Below are 14,499 nucleotides of genomic sequence, written 5' to 3'. Positions count from 1 at the left end.
GGACGGCACACCGAGCGCTTCGTTGAGCCCGGCGTACCGACCTCCCGGTCACGTGCGGGCGAGGTCCGCTCGCCAGGCCGCTGTGGAGCGGTCCGTGGGCACGATCAGCGGCCAGACGTCCGCGCCGAGGAACCCGGTCTCGTCGGACACCTTCGCCGCGGTGCAGCTGTCGCGTGGCAGCCCGGCCTGTGTCACCAACGCCGTCACGGCTTCCTGCGTCGATTTCCCGAAGACGCCGTCCGTGGGGACGCCGAACCCGGCGTCGCGCAGGAACTGCTGCGCCAGTCGCACGCGACGGCCCGTGTCGCCCGGCTTGAGGAGCGGCCACTCCGCCTCGGACCGCGTCACGGCGACGCCGAGGACGCGGCCCACCGCCGTCCGCAGCTCGGGCAGCCGGTTGTAGAGCACCTGGCCGGGGCACTCGGTCGAGTTGAAGTCGCGGTGGCCCTTGATGAACTCCGGCGCGATGCCGTACTGGTGCGCGATGTAGGCGACCAGCCCCACGAGCGAGTTCCACAGCGCCGGCGGCACGTCCACCGTGCTGTACAGGCCCTCGTTCTCGATGCCGATGACCTCGCTGTTGTGGCCGCCGACGTTCGCGCCCTGGACGTGGCGCGTGCCGCCGCGCAGGATTTCCAGGCTGCGGTGCCTGCCCTCGGTGACGAACCCGCCGCGGCTGTTCGTGAACTGCTGGCCGCTGTCGATCCAGCCGTTGGAGTCCATGTGCAGGTTTTGGATGAACCGAGAGACGTAGAAGGCGCGTGACAGCGAGAAGTCGTCGTTCATCGGCGGATCCACCGCGTGATGCACGACGATGTAGGTCGGCTTGTGGTTCTCCACCACGATCGTGCCCGCGGCGGGGCGGGCGCCCCACTCGGACGTCGGGTGGATCGCCGGTGCCGGCACGGCCGCGCCGGCCGTCCCCGTGGTCGTCATCCCCAGTGCGCCGGCCGCGGTCGCGGTCATCCCCGCCTTCAGCAGGGTCCGGCGGTCAACATGGACCATGTGAGGAAGGTAACTCGCGGAACGCGCCGATGACAACTATTGACCAACTTTGGTCGTAGCGCGTTAGTGTTCACCTGGCAGGGCGAAGAGGCCGTCCCGGGTCTGCTCCAGCAGGCCGTCGACCAGCAGGGAGTCCAGGCAGCGGTCGCGCTGGCCGCCGTCGTGCCAGACGAGATCGAGCTTCGCCTTCTCGACCGGGCCTTCGCTGCCGCGCAGGACGTCGAGCAGCCGCCCTCGGACGTACCGGTCGGTGCCCGCGTACCGCTGCACCGGCTTGGCCGGGCCGGTGTACTCGGGCCGGCCGGCGTGCTGCCACGCGCATTCGTCGTAAATCGGGCAGTCCGCGCATTTCGGCGACCGCGCGGTGCAGATCAAAGCGCCGAGTTCCATGATCGCGGCGGAAAACTTCGCCGCCGGCGCGTCTTCGGCCGGCAGGAGCGCCTCGACGTCGGCCATGTCACGGGTGTTGGACGCGGGCCCGGCGTCCCCGGCCCCGTGCACGGCCCGTGCGACGACCCGCCGCACGTTCGTGTCGACGACCGGCGCCCGCCGTCCGTAGGCGAAGGCGGCGACGGCCCGCGCGGTGTACGCGCCGATCCCGGGCAGCGCGAGCAGAGTGTCCACATCGGACGGAACGACGTCGCCGTGCTCCTTCGCGATGACCCCGGCGGCCTCGTGCAACCGCAGCGCGCGGCGCGGGTAGCCGAGCTTTCCCCAGGCGCGCACGACCTCACCTTGCGACGACGCGGCCAGCGCCGAGGGCACCGGCCAGCGCGCCATCCACTCGTGCCAGATCGGCTGCACGCGGACCACCGGCGTCTGCTGCAGCATGATCTCGCTGACCAGGACACCCCAGGCCGAGCAGGTGGGCTCGCGCCAGGGCAGGTCCCGGCCGTGTGCGGAAAACCAGTCGAGCAGTACGTCAGCGTCCACAGCCACGCCGGGAGGCTACTTCACCGCCGAGAAGCGCTCGCGGGCCACTTCGTCCGGGGACGGCATGGCGGCGATTTCCGCGGCGATCACGCGGGCCGCGTCGCGGCAGGACGACGCCTTCCGTGCCTGTTCGGTGACAGCGTCGGCGCTCAGCTCGCCGGGCAAGAGACGCAACGCGGCCTCGGCGGCGACGAGCGCCTCGGCGTTGGCGAACTGGTCGGCCCCCTGCGGCAGGACGAGCTGTGGCACGCCGGCGGCGAGCGCGCCCAGCGTCGTGCCGCTGCCGCCGTGGTGCACGACCAGGTCGGCGTGCGGGATCACGGCCGCCTGGGGCACCCAGGCGCGCAGGGTGACGTGGTCCGGCACCGGGCCGAGGTCCTCGGGCCGCACTCGTCCGGTGGCCACCACGAGAGGCACGCCGAGTGCGGCCAGTCCCCGGATCGCCGTCGTGAGCACCTCGGGGGTGCCGAAGGCGGTGCCGAGGGTCAGGTAGACCAGCGGCCGCCGGAAGTCGCCCGGCTCGGCGAACGGCACCGGACGCAAGGGAATGCGTTCGGCGGTCGTGAGGAAGTCCGCGTCCTGCAGCGACGACGGGCAGATGTCCAGGTGCACACCGCCGGCGGGCCGCTCGAACCCGATGTCGCGCGGGAACATCCGGCCGAACCCGTGCCAGAGCGCGGGAATCCCGGCACGCCGCGCGGCGACGCCCGCCTCGGGGACGCCCCACCCGTGCACGACCAGGTCGGGTCGCAGCCGCTTCAGGTCCGGTTCGAGGTCCTCGGCGTAGATCTCGTAGAACGAGTCCGCGGGCCGGAACGGGTTGAGCCCGAGCCGCCGCAGCGGCGCGTGGACGTGCTCACCGGCGGCGAAGTGCACTTGGTGCCCGAGGTCTCGCGCCGCGACCGCGAGCGGGACCATCGGGTACGTGTGGCCGGCGGACGCGAGGCCGGCGAAGAGAACGCGCAAGGCCTACGCGACCTCGGTGAGCTTCCCCGTCTTGACGTCGTAGACGAACCCGCGCACGTTCTCCGTGTGCGGCAGGTAGGCACTGCGCCGCACCCGCTCCATCGAGGTCCGGACGCTGTTCTCGACGTTGCGGAACGCCTCGACCGACCACGTCGGCCGCAGCCCGCTGGCCTCTTCGAGCTCGTCCTTGAAGTCGTCCTCGGTGACCATCGAGAGGCCGCACTCGGTGTGCTGGACGATCAGCACCTCGCGGGTCCCGAGCTTTCGCTGGGAAAGTGCGAGCGAGCGGATCATGTCGTCGGTCACCACGCCGCCCGCGTTGCGGAGGACGTGCGACTCACCTTGCAGGAGGCCGAACAGCTCGAACACCCGGATCCGGGCGTCCATGCAGGTGAGAACGGCGATCTGCAGCGACGGCCGCGGGGACGAGCGGTCGCCGGGCGTCACCTCGCCCAGTTCCTGGTTGCGCTTGAGCAGTACGTCGATCGAGGTCATCGGTCACCTTCCGGCCAGTGGCCCCGCGGCGCGGGCGTGCCACTCCATTTGACCGGGTGAGTACCCCGTCGAGCAATGCACTACGAGCAATGTCACGGGGCTCTCAGCCGCCGAACCAGGGCTCCTCGACCGTCCGCGGCGGTGCCGACGTGCGCCCGACGCGCAGCTCGGTCGGCAGGGTGATCACCTTCGGCGCGCTCCGCTCGCCCGAGCTGAGCAGCAGCCGCCCGGCCGTCTTGCCCTTCTCGAGCACGGGCTGGTGAACCGTGGTGAGCCCGATCCGTTCGGCCTCGGCGATGCCGTCGAAACCGGTGACGGTCAGGTCCTGCGGTACGCGCAGACCACGCCGCTCGGCCTCCGCCATGGCGCCGAGCGCGAGGATGTCCGAGGTGCAGATCACGGCCGTGATCTGCGGGTACGCGTCCAGCAGCTGGCGGGCCGCGGACGCGCCGTCGTCCACCGTGTGGTCGAACCGCTCGACCACCGGGACGCCCGCCCAGTCGACACCGGCCGCCGAGAACGCCACGGCCAGTGCCTCCAGCCGGGTGCGCTGGACGTGGAAGTGCGCGCCGCTCTGCCGCGTCGCGGAGACGAAGTCGTCGTTGCGCTCGCGGGCCAGCCGCATGCAGATCACGCCGACCTGCCGGTGCCCCAGCGTGACGAGGTGCTCGGCGATCTTGCCGACCGCCGCCGCGTCGTCCGGGCCGACGCGGTCGATGCCTTCGAAGCTCGGCTGGTCGATGATCACGGTCGGCACCGGCCGCTCGAGCACGGCGGCCAGGTGCGGGTCGTCGTCCGGGACGGAGTAGACGACGAAGCCGTCGACGCCCGCGCGGTGCACCGCGGCGACGTCCTCGCGGCCCGGGCTGGCCGGCACCAGGTGCAGGCCGACGCCGGCGTCTTCGCACGCCAGCGCCAGTCCTTCGAGCACGCCGACGGCCGCGGGGTCGCGGAAGGCGTAGGAGAGGTTCTCGGTGAGCAGCAGCCCGACCGCGCCCGCCTTGCGCGTGCGCAGGGAGCGGGCGACCGGGTCGGGGCCGGGGTAGCCGAGCCGCCGCGCTGTCTCGAGGACGCGGCGGCGCAGTTCCGGCGACAGCTGGTCCGGCCGGTTGTAGGCGTTGGACACCGTGGTCCTGGACACACCGAGCTCTGCCGCGAGCGACGCCAGCGTCGCCTGCCTCCGGGTGCGAATAGGACGGCCCATCAGCAAACCGTAACGGTTCAGATCGAATTCATGAAGAGACACCCCGCGTGGTCGATGTCTCGATCCGCATGCGCGGAGATGCATACACCAAAGCGGGAACTCATGGCCAGAAAGTCATCCGGATGGGGTAAGGTGAATCTGACAACGGTTTCCATTAGCGTCTCCAGGAGTCCCTCGATGAAGTCCCGCCGTACCAAGAGCGTGCTCGCCGCCGCTTCGGCTCTGTCTGTTCTTGCCCTGGCCGCGTGCTCCGGCGGGACGTCCGGCTCCGACGGAGGCGCGCAGTCCGGCGGCTCCGGGAAGATCAAGGTCGTCGCCTCGACCGACGTCTGGGGCAGCGTGGTCAGCGCCGTCGGTGGCGACAAGGTGGACGTCAAGTCGATCATCCACGACCCGTCGGCCGACCCGCACTCGTACGAGACCACGGCCGACGACGCGCTCGCGGCGAAGGGCGCGCAGCTGCTGCTGTCCAACGGCGGCGGCTACGACGAGTTCTTCGGCAAGCTCACCGAGCAGGCGGGTGACGCGAAGAAGCTCGTCGCCTACGACATCGCCGCGACCGGCGACGAGAACGAGCACGTCTGGTACGACCTGCCGGGCGTCGACAAGGTCGCCGACCAGCTCGCGGCTCGGCTCGGCGAGCTGCAGCCGGCGTCGAAGCAGCAGTTCGCCGACAACGCGACGGCGTTCAAGGCCAAGGTCGACGCGCTGGAGAAGCGCCTCGAAGAGCTGGGGACCACGCACCCGGGCACGAAGGTCGTCGTCACCGAGCCGGTCGCGCACTACCTGCTGGCGAGCGCGAAGATCACCGACGCGACGCCGAAGGCGTTCTCGGACGCGGTGGAGAACGACACCGACGTGCCGGCCGACGCGGTCAGCACGTACAAGCAGCTCATCGCGACCAAGCAGGTCAAGGCCCTGATCAACAACGAGCAGACGGTGACGCCGCTGACCCAGGACGTCGTCAAGCAGGCGAAGGACGCCGGGATCGGCGTGGTCGGCGTGACCGAGACGCTGCCCAAGGGTGTGACGGACTACATTGGCTGGATGACCGGGGAAGTCGACGAGCTGGCTGGGGCGTTGAAGTAGCCATGGCACCCGTCTCAGACGACGTACGCCCCGCGGTCCGGGTCCGCGGGGCGGGTCTCGCGTTCGGCCCGCGCACCCTCTGGTCCGGGCTGGACCTCGTCGTCGAGCCGGGCGAGTTCCTCGCCGTGCTCGGCCCGAACGGTTCCGGCAAGAGCAGCTTCCTCAAGGCGTTGCTCGGCATGCAGGACCTGTCGGCGGGCACGGTCGAAATCGCGGGCGGCCGCCCGGGCGGCGCGAACCGCAAGATCGGCTACATCCCGCAGCAGCGCGCGATCGACGAGTCGCTGACGCTGCGCGGCGTAGACCTGGTGGGGCTGGGCCTCGACGGGCACCGCTGGGGGTTCGGGCTGTCCGGCATCGCGGCGCGGCGGCGTCTCGTCGCTTCGGCGATTTCCCACGTGGGGGCGACGAGGTACGCGAAACAGCCGGTGGGGCGCCTGTCCGGCGGTGAGCAGCAGCGGCTGCGGGTGGCGCAGGCCCTGGTCGGTGACCCCGAGGTGCTGCTGTGCGACGAGCCGCTGCTGTCGCTCGACCTGGCGCACCAGCGCGCGATCAGCGAGCTGATCGATTTCCGGCGGCGCGCGGCCGGGACGGCGGTGCTGTTCGTGACGCACGAGATCAACCCGGTGCTGCCGTTCGTCGACCGGGTGCTGTACCTGGTCAACGGCCAGTTCCGGATCGGCAAGCCGGACGAGGTCATGACCACGTCGACGCTGTCGGAGCTGTACGGCACCCGCGTCGAGGTGCTCAAGGTCGGCGGGCAGATCCACATCGCGGGCGCGCAGAGCGCGTTGTGCGAGGGCGAGCCGCACCACCACGAAGAAGACGTCGAAGAGCAAGTGGGCTGAGTCTTGGATCTGTTCGACTTCGGCAAGACCTGGGAGCTGATCACCGAGCTGCCCGGCGTGCAGACGGCCCTGCTGGCGGCGGCGATCCTCGGCCTGGTGGCCGGGGTCCTGGGGCCACTGATCGTGATGCGGCGCATGTCGTTCGCGGTGCACGGCACGTCGGAGCTGGCGTTCACCGGCGGCGCGGCGGCGCTGCTGCTGGGCATCGGCGTCGAGTACGGCGCGTTGATCGGCGCGGTGGTGGCGGCCCTGCTGCTGGGCATCCTCGGCGCGCGTGACGCGGACCGCGACTCGGTGATCGGCGTGATCCTGTCGTTCGGCCTCGGCATGGGCGTGCTGTTCCTGTCTTTCTACAAAGGACGGTCCGGGAACAAGTTCGGGATCCTGACGGGCCAGATCATCACGATCGATTCGACGAACCTGACGTTGTTCGTGGTGTCGTCGGTGGTGGTGCTGGCCGTGCTGGGCATGGTGTACCGGCCGCTGCTGTTCGCTTCGGTGGACCGGAACGTGGCGGTGGCGCGCGGGGTCCCGGTCAAGACGCTGACGGTGGTGTTCGCGCTGCTGGTCGGGGTGTCGACGGCGTTGAGCGTGAAGGTGGTCGGCTCGCTGCTGGTGGTGGCGCTGATGGTGACGCCCGCCGCGGCCGCGGCCCGGGTGACGGCGTCCCCGCTGCGGGCGACGGTGCTGGCGGTGGTCTTCGCGGAGGTGTCGGCGCTCGGCGGGATCGTGCTGTCACTGGCGCCGGGCCTGCCGGTGAGCGCGTTCGTGACGGCGATTTCGTTCCTGATCTACGTGGTGTGCCGGGTCATCGCCTGGCAGCGCGACCGCCGGACGCGGGTCCGCTCTGTCGACCCGGCCCCCGACCTGGTCGCGGCGGTCTAAGTGCCTGTTGGCGAATGGTCCAGCCTCGGCCGCCGGGCCAACAACCGTGTCGACCCTCCAATCACGCGTGTCGACCGCCCAGCCACGCGAGATACACCTGATCGAAACTCCTCGCGTGATCAGACGGTCGACACGCGTGCTTGAGGAGCCGACACACGTGATTGAACGGACGACACGCACTCCGGAGCCAGTCCCCGCACCGTCGAAGCAGCCACATGATCATTCGCCAACAGGCTCTAACCGAGCATCAGCAGGACCTGCAGCTCACCCACGACGAACCCGATCACTCCGCCGACGGCGATCAGCTTCCACTCGTCCTGGCGGAAGGCCGGCCGCAGCAGGCCCTCGAACTCCAGCGGCGTCAACGCCAGCATCCGCTGCTCGATCACCTTCGCGACGTCCATCGCCTCGGTCAGGTACCCCTCGGCGTACCTCGCCGTGTCCGGCAGCTGTTCGAGGGCCTTCCGGGCCGCCGCGTGCTTCATCTCGCGTAGGCGCGTTCCCCCGACCGTCCAGGCCAGGGGCATCTGCGCGTCGACCGCCTCCGAAACCAGGTGCTCCACCAGCGCCGCCAGCCGGTCGGCGCGGGGACCCCGCAGGACGGCGTCCAGGAGGTTCTGGACCGTCAGGACCTCGTTCGCGATCAGCTCGCCGTACTGCCGCGCGACCTCGGCGCGCCGCCGCTGGAACTTGCCCTGGAAGATCACCCGGCCGATGCGGACCGGCTCGCGGGGGACGAAGATCAGCTTGATCGCCAGCCAGTCCGTGCACAGCCCGATCACGCCGCCGAACGCCGGCAGCACCCACGGCTCGCGCGTGAACGCCCACACGATCGTCTGGACGAGACCCAGCCCGAAGCCGAAGTAGATGCCCATCCGCGCGATGAAGGCCATCTCGGGCCGGGACGTCTCGCGGATCAGCCGGACCAGCAGCGCGCGGTCGCGCGTCAGCCGCTGGACCGTCATGTGCTGGACGTCGAGGACGTCGTCGAGGTTCTCGCGGACGTCGTCGAGGAACTCCCGCACCAGCTTCGGCGCCGACGCCTGGACCTGCTTGATCAGCATCTCCTGCGCCAGCGTCGGCATGACCTCCCACAGCCGCGGGTGGTGCTCGGCGAGCACCTCGCGCGCGATGTGGTCGACCGCGCGCAGCAGCGGCTGTTCCAGCTCGGTCGTGATGATCACCGGGTCGATCCGGCCGATCACCTCGCGAAGATCGAGCAGGTTCGCCGTCAGGAGCTCGGTCGCCACCGCGGCCATCCGCCCGCCGTGCTTGGGGACGACGCCCTGCCACCCCAGAAACGGCGGGATCCCCACGAAGTCCAGGGGCCGGAACATCATCTCGATGGCGACGCGCTTGGTGACGTACCCGATCAGCGCCGCGACGAACGGCATCGCCGCGTACAACGGCCAGTGCAGCGCGAGGTCGTGCAGGACAGCGTCCATTCCGACCTCCCTCGCCGTGCCGAGATCGAAACCGTACCGGGCTACCCGAGCAGGGCCGAAGCCTCCGCCGCCTGCGGGTCGCCGAGCTCCTCGAAGACGGTCCGGGCGTGCCGCCAGCAGTCGCGGGCCTGCTCCGGCTCACCCAGCCGGGACAGCGAATGGCCGAGGTTCATCAGGGTCCGTGCCCGGCCGTAGGCGTTGCCGGCGAGGACGTGCTGCTCGATCGCCTGGCGGTAGCGGTCGACGGCGCGGCGGTGGTCGTCCCGCAGGGCGTACGTCTCGGCGAGGTTCGCCAGGCAGATCGCGGTGTGGTAGCGGTCCCCGCGCCGGCGGAACACGGCCAGCGCCTCGCGGTTGTGGGCCGTCGCCGCCGTCAGCCGGCCCAGCGAGCTGTTGGCCAGCGCGATGTTCATCAAGGCCAGCGCCTCGCCGAGCGCGTTCCCCCGGTCGCGGTGCAGTTCCCTCGCCTGCGTGAACGCCGCCAGCGCCGGTTCGAACCGGCGGGTCTCGGCGTAGGCGACGGCCAGGCTGTTCAGCGTCACCGGCTCCCGGTCGCGGTCGCCGGTCGCGCGGTGCAGGTCCAGCGCCTGCCGGAAGTGCGTGATGGCCGCGTCGTGCTGCCTGTTCACCGCGTAGGCGGAACCGAGGCTGGCGAGCAACGCGCCTTCGGCCTTCGGGTCGCCGAGCTTCCGTGCGGAGGCCAGCCCGATCTCGCTGGTCTCCAGCCAGGCGCGGCGCCGCTTGCCCGCGTAGCAGTACGACGAAAGCGCGAGCGCCAGCTGCCAGGCGTGCTCGTGCAGGCCGTGGCCGGCGGCGCTGTCGATCGCCGCGATCAAGTTGGCCTGCTCGGCTTCGCACCACCGCATCGCGCTCTGGTGGTCCGGGAACCGCAGCGGGGTGGCGGTGCCGACCGGCTCGAACGGCGGCCGGTGGGGACGCAGCCGGTCCTCGGCGGCCACCGTCGTGTGCAGGTACCAGTCCAGCACGCGCTCCCGGGCCGTCGATTCTTCGGGATCTTCGGCGACGAGCTCCGCGGCGTAGGCGCGCAGGAGGTCGTGGCAGCGGTAGCGGCCGTCGGCGTGCTGGTCGAGCAGGTTCGCCCGGGTCAGCTCGGCCAGCGCGGTGCCGATCCGGTCCGCCGCGGTGAGCGCCGCCGCGCCCGCCACGCTCACCGTCTGGCCGGGGTGCGCGGCCAGCAGCCGGAACAGCCGGGCCGCGGCCGGGCTCAAGGCCCGGTACGACCAGGAGAACACCGTCCGGAGGTTCTCCCCGGGCAGCTCGAACGCGTCCAGCCGCTGCCCGGCACGCAGTTGCGCGGTCAGCTCGGCGGGCGACCGGCCGGGTTCTTCCAGCGCGCCGGCCGCGACGATGCTCAACGCCAGCGGGATGTGGCCGCAGTACGCCGCCAACGCGGCGACGCCCGCTTCGTCGTCGGTGTCCAGGTAACCGGCCAGCAACTCGGCGGACTCGGCGGGACTGAACGGCCCGAGCCGGACGGTCGCCGCGTGCTCCCGCGCGACCAGGCCGCTCAACCGGGTCCGGCTGGTGACGAGGACGAGGCACTGGCGTCCGCCCGGCAGCAGCGGGCGGACCTGCTCCGCGTCGGCGGCGTTGTCCAGCAGCACGAGCATCCGGCGGTCGGCGAGCAGGCTGCGCAGCCGTGCGGCCTGCTCGTCCGCGGTCGGTGGGACCGAACCGGGTGGCACGCCGATCGAATGCAGCAGCCTGGGCAGCGCCTCGGCCGGGCGCATCGGCGCCTCGGTGTGGTCGAAGCCGCGCAGGTCCAGGTACAGCTGGCCGTGCGGGAAGCGGTCACGGACGCCGTGGGCCCAGTGGATCGCGGTCGCCGTCTTGCCGATCCCGCCCATGCCGTGGACGACGACGATGCCCGCGTCCGCGATCGCGGCGTCCAGCTCGGCCAGTTCCGGCTCCCGGCCGACGAACCCGCGGACGGCGTGCGGAAGCTCGGCCGGGCCGGAGGCGGACGCGGCCGGCACCGCCACCGGCTCGGGGGCGGCCAGGATCCGCTGCTGGACCGAGCGCAGGTAGGAGCCCGGTTCCACGCCGAGGCCGTCGACCAGGGCTCGTCGCGCGTCCTGGTACTCGCGCAGCGCTTCGGCGGTCTGCCCGGTGGCGTGCAGGGCGAGCATCAGCCGGCCGCGGAAGTGTTCGGCCAGTGGCCGCTCGGCGACCAGCGAACGCAGTTCGCCGAGCACTCCCGTGTGGTTCCCCGACGCCGTTTCGGCGTCGATCCACGCTTCGGCCAGCAGCGTGCGGAACTCTTCCCAGGCGGGCCCGTGGCGCTGCCGCAGCAGCTCCGAATCGACGTCGGCGAGCAAATCGCCGCCGGAAAGCGCTCGTGCTTCTCTCACCAGAATGACCGCTTTTTCGTGATCGACGCATTCGGTGGCGGCCTTGTGCAGCTCGCGGACGCGGAACAGGTCGACGTCCCGCGGTTCGATCTCCAGTGAATAGCCGGGCGCTCTCGTGACAATGCGCGCACGTTCGGCGACAGGCAGGTTCTTCCGCAGCCGCGTGACGTGGCTGTGCACGGTCTCCCTGGCCGTGACCGGCGGCTCGTCCCCCCACAGGCAGTCGACGAGGCTTTCCGCCGAGACCACCTGTCCCGGCTGCAGGGCCAGCGCGGCGAATATGACGCGTTGGCTCGGCGACGAAATTCGCGTGGTTGCGCCCGAATTGTCGCGAATTTCGAGCGGGCCGAGCAGGCGGATTTCCACGCGGCGAAGTCTGCCATCGATTTGCCATCCGGTTGCCAGGCCCGGCGGGGACCCTACGAAAGATCCACCGGGCCCCCGATGCCCGGTTCGACCCGGAAGGAACTCGGTCTTGCTCCCCAAGATGAAGCGCGGCGTGGTCGCGCTCGTGGTCGGCCTGCTGTCCGTCGGCCTGTTCTCGCTCGCCGTCCCGGGCACCGCGAGCGCGGAGCCGGTCACCTACAGCATGTACTGCACGTCGCAGACCGGCCGTCAGTTCTACGTCGACAAGCCCAGCCAGTGCTCCTACGGCGTGATCCAGTTCATCAGCTCCTACGACGGCAAGGTCAAGGGCAAGCTGGACATGTACGCGCTGCAGACCGGCATGAAGCTGCACGGCGACAGCCTGCAGAAGCTCTACCAGAAGTGCTCGGCGAGCATCATCTGCCAGCTCTTCGTGGCCGCGGTGGACACCGTCATCCTCAGCAAGGTCAAGCTCGCCTACATCTGGTTCAAGGCCATCATCGGCTGACGAGGTCCCGGTCCGCCCCGGTCCCCTCCCGGGGCGGGCCGCCTACCCGAGCAGCGCCAGCACCTGCAGCTCCCCGACGAGCCCGCCGATCACCGCGCCGACGGCGATGAGCTTCCATTCGTCCTGCCGGAACGCCGGCCGCAGCAGCTGCTCGAACTCCAGGGCGCTCAGCTTCCGCATCCGGTCCACGATCGTGTTGCGCACGTCGAGCGCGTTGATCGCGTAGTTCTCGGCGAACCGGATCGTCTCCGGGACGCGCTCCGCGGCCTTCGCCGCCGCGGTCTGCTTCATCTCCTGGAACTTCTTCGTGCCGACGGCGATGGCGACGAACGGTTTGACGACGCTCGCTTGCGCGTCGATCGTCTTCTGCACCTCGCGGGTGATCATCGCGAACAGGCGGTCGGACTTCGGGCCGCGCAGCACCGCTTCCAGGAGGTTGGGGATGGTGATGATCTCGCGGGCGATCATGTCGCCGTAGTCGGCGGCCACCTGGTCGCGGCGCTTCTGGAAGACGCCCTGCCAGGTGTAGAGCCCGAAGAACCGGCGGGGCTCGCGCGGCAGGAAGATCATCTTCAGGGCGAGCCAGTCGGTCAGCCAGCCGATGCCGAGGCCGAACAGCGGCAGCACGATCGGCGACCGCGTCAGCGTCCACACGGCCAGCTGCACGCAGCCGAGGGCGAAGCCGAACCAGATGCCCGAGCGGGCGATGAACCGCATCTCGGGCCGCGAGATGTCGCGGATCAGCCGGTTGAGCAGGGCTTTGTCGCGGACGAGGTTCGTCACGACCATGTGCTTGAGGTCGAGGACGTCTTCGATGTTGTCGGCGATCTCCCGCATGATCTTGGTGATCGCCTTGGGCGCCTCGGCCTGGACGCGTTTGAGCAGCAGCTGCTGCGCGCCGTTCGGCAGCACTTCCCAGAGCCGCGGCTGGTAGGTCTCCATCACCTCGCGGGTGACGTCCTCGACGACCCGCAGCAGCGGCTGTTCGATTTCCTTCGCGACCTGCGCGGGGTCGAGCCGGGCGAAGATCTCCTTCGGGTCGACGAGGTTGGTCGTCAGCATCTCGGTGGCGGTCGCGGCCATGCGTTCGGCGTTGGCGGGCAGCACGCCCTGCCAGCCGAGGAACGGCCGGATCCCGGTGAACTCCAGCGGCCGGAACATCATCTCGATGGCGACGCGCTTGGTGACGTACCCGATCATCGCCGCGATGAACGGCATGGTGACGTACACCTGCCAGTGCGTGCCGAAGTCCACGCGCGCACGTTATCGGCCCGGTGCCGCGACGGCGGGTAGCGACGCCCGCGGTTCACCCTCCGATGTCCACAATGGTCTCCGCTGGTCAACCGAGGTCAGGCTGCCATGCGTCACCGGGGGTTACCGTATCCGTGATGCATCCTTTTGGCGGTACGTCCTGAAGGACCCTTGCTCATTAAGGTGGCCCGATGGTCGCGCCTGAGAAGCCTCACCCCGCCCCGAAGACCGCCCAGTTCGCCGTGGGTGTCCGCGGCTACAACCAGCGTCAGGTCGACGAACGCCTCGCCGAGCTGGCCAAGGAGATCCGCGAGACGTCGCGCAGCCGCGACGAAGCCGTCGCGACGTCCGCGGACCTGTCGAAGGCCCTCGCGTACGCGCAGAAGGAGCTGGCCGAGACGAAGGCCGCGCTGGCCAGGATGAGCTCGAGCCCCTCGGGCGCGGGCGCCATGGCCGAGCGCGTCCGGATGATGATGCAGCTGGCCGAGGAGGAGATCGCGGACCTGCGTTCGGCAGCCGAAGCCGACGCGGCATCGACCCGCGACCAGGCGGACAAGTACGCGCACGAGACCCGCCGCACGGCCGACAAGCTGGCGAAGGACGCGGAAGAGGAGCGCGCCCGCCTGCTGGCGGAGGCGAAGAGCGAGATCGAGAAGCTGAACGCGGCCGCGGGCGCGAAGCGCGTCGAGCTGGCCGCGGCGGCCGAGCGGGCCCGCCAGGAAGCGGACGCGGCGGCGGAGGCGAAGGCCGCGGCCGCGCGCGAGGAAGCCGACCGGGTGGCCGCGGAGGAACTGGCCCGCCGCAAGAAGGACTTCGAGGAGGAGTTCGCTCGGAAGAAGGCCGAGACGGAGGCGGCGCTGGCGGACGCGCGGGCCAAGCAGGCAACGGCCGACCAGAACCGGAAGCTGGCCCTGGACCTGCGGACGAAGGTCGCCGAGCGGATCGCGGCCACGGACGTGGCGGTCAAGGAGGCCATGCGGTTGCTGGCTCCGGAGCCTTCGGGTCCGTTGGGTGCGTCGGATGCTTCGGGTTCGGGTTCTTCGGGTGCGGAGAACGGGGATCGGAAGCCGGCGCCCGCTCCTAAGGCTGCTGCCGCTCCCGCGAAGGCTTAGCTCGCCACCCCGAAGCCTGA

At 70.6% G+C, this 14,499-nt stretch carries 13 protein-coding genes; 5 read left to right on the top strand and 8 right to left on the bottom strand.

Translation table 11 applies throughout. The features are described from left to right. Positions 1-48: 48 nt before the first annotated feature. The 5 genes from AB0G28_RS39720 to AB0G28_RS39700 all read right to left on the bottom strand — a co-directional run bounded on the left by AB0G28_RS39720 (position 49) and on the right by AB0G28_RS39700 (position 4,603). Positions 49-1,005, bottom strand: coding sequence for an N-acetylmuramoyl-L-alanine amidase (locus AB0G28_RS39720; protein WP_361101966.1), 957 nt, complete (start codon positions 1,003-1,005; stop codon positions 49-51). A gap of 63 nt (positions 1,006-1,068) precedes the next feature. Next, a complete protein-coding gene (locus AB0G28_RS39715; protein WP_361101962.1) occupies positions 1,069-1,944 on the bottom strand; it encodes an A/G-specific adenine glycosylase in 876 nt (291 codons plus the stop codon). A 9-nt stretch (positions 1,945-1,953) separates the two neighbouring features. After that, the gene (locus tag AB0G28_RS39710) at positions 1,954-2,904 is read right to left on the bottom strand and encodes a nucleotide disphospho-sugar-binding domain-containing protein (protein WP_361101959.1); all 951 of its coding nucleotides are present in this window, start codon (positions 2,902-2,904) and stop codon (positions 1,954-1,956) included. A gap of 3 nt (positions 2,905-2,907) precedes the next feature. Beyond that, a complete protein-coding gene (locus AB0G28_RS39705) occupies positions 2,908-3,399 on the bottom strand; it encodes a carbonic anhydrase (RefSeq protein ID WP_361101956.1) in 492 nt (163 codons plus the stop codon). Between the two features lie 103 nt (positions 3,400-3,502). Continuing rightward, on the bottom strand, positions 3,503-4,603 hold the full coding sequence (locus AB0G28_RS39700) for a LacI family DNA-binding transcriptional regulator (RefSeq protein WP_361101953.1): 1,101 nt from the start codon (positions 4,601-4,603) through the stop codon (positions 3,503-3,505). 177 nt (positions 4,604-4,780) lie between these two features. On the opposite strand from AB0G28_RS39700, the gene AB0G28_RS39695 reads away from it, so the two are divergent. Genes AB0G28_RS39695 through AB0G28_RS39685 form a run of 3 tightly spaced genes read left to right on the top strand, consistent with a single transcriptional unit; the run spans position 4,781 to position 7,425 of the window. Continuing rightward, complete coding sequence (locus AB0G28_RS39695) at positions 4,781-5,692, top strand: zinc ABC transporter substrate-binding protein (protein WP_361101950.1); 912 nt, start codon at positions 4,781-4,783, stop codon at positions 5,690-5,692. A 2-nt stretch (positions 5,693-5,694) separates the two neighbouring features. Then, a complete protein-coding gene (locus AB0G28_RS39690; RefSeq protein WP_361101947.1) occupies positions 5,695-6,540 on the top strand; it encodes a metal ABC transporter ATP-binding protein in 846 nt (281 codons plus the stop codon). A 3-nt stretch (positions 6,541-6,543) separates the two neighbouring features. Then, on the top strand, positions 6,544-7,425 hold the full coding sequence (locus AB0G28_RS39685; RefSeq protein ID WP_361101944.1) for a metal ABC transporter permease: 882 nt from the start codon (positions 6,544-6,546) through the stop codon (positions 7,423-7,425). Between the two features lie 236 nt (positions 7,426-7,661). On the opposite strand, the gene AB0G28_RS39680 is transcribed toward AB0G28_RS39685, so the two are convergent. After that, complete coding sequence (locus AB0G28_RS39680) at positions 7,662-8,870, bottom strand: DUF445 domain-containing protein (protein WP_361101941.1); 1,209 nt, start codon at positions 8,868-8,870, stop codon at positions 7,662-7,664. Between the two features lie 41 nt (positions 8,871-8,911). Beyond that, positions 8,912-11,608, bottom strand: a complete 2,697-nt coding sequence (locus tag AB0G28_RS39675; protein ID WP_361101938.1) for a BTAD domain-containing putative transcriptional regulator — start codon at positions 11,606-11,608, stop codon at positions 8,912-8,914. A gap of 109 nt (positions 11,609-11,717) precedes the next feature. Here AB0G28_RS39675 and AB0G28_RS39670 point away from each other — a divergent pair, with 109 nt between their 5' ends. Continuing rightward, positions 11,718-12,116 (top strand): hypothetical protein, encoded by a 399-nt coding sequence (locus tag AB0G28_RS39670; protein ID WP_361101935.1) that lies wholly within the window; start codon positions 11,718-11,720, stop codon positions 12,114-12,116. Between the two features lie 42 nt (positions 12,117-12,158). Here AB0G28_RS39670 and AB0G28_RS39665 read toward each other — a convergent pair whose 3' ends face one another. Beyond that, positions 12,159-13,334, bottom strand: coding sequence for a DUF445 family protein (locus AB0G28_RS39665; RefSeq protein WP_361102014.1), 1,176 nt, complete (start codon positions 13,332-13,334; stop codon positions 12,159-12,161). A 224-nt stretch (positions 13,335-13,558) separates the two neighbouring features. Here AB0G28_RS39665 and AB0G28_RS39660 point away from each other — a divergent pair, with 224 nt between their 5' ends. After that, complete coding sequence (locus tag AB0G28_RS39660; RefSeq protein WP_361101932.1) at positions 13,559-14,479, top strand: hypothetical protein; 921 nt, start codon at positions 13,559-13,561, stop codon at positions 14,477-14,479. The last annotated feature ends 20 nt before the right edge of the window (positions 14,480-14,499 follow it).

Origin of the sequence: Amycolatopsis sp. NPDC021455, from assembly GCF_040640995.1 — a bacterium.
Taxonomy (GTDB): domain Bacteria; phylum Actinomycetota; class Actinomycetes; order Mycobacteriales; family Pseudonocardiaceae; genus Amycolatopsis.
The sequence above is the reverse complement of the archived record's forward strand: the minus strand, read 5'-3'. Positions and strand labels throughout refer to the sequence as shown.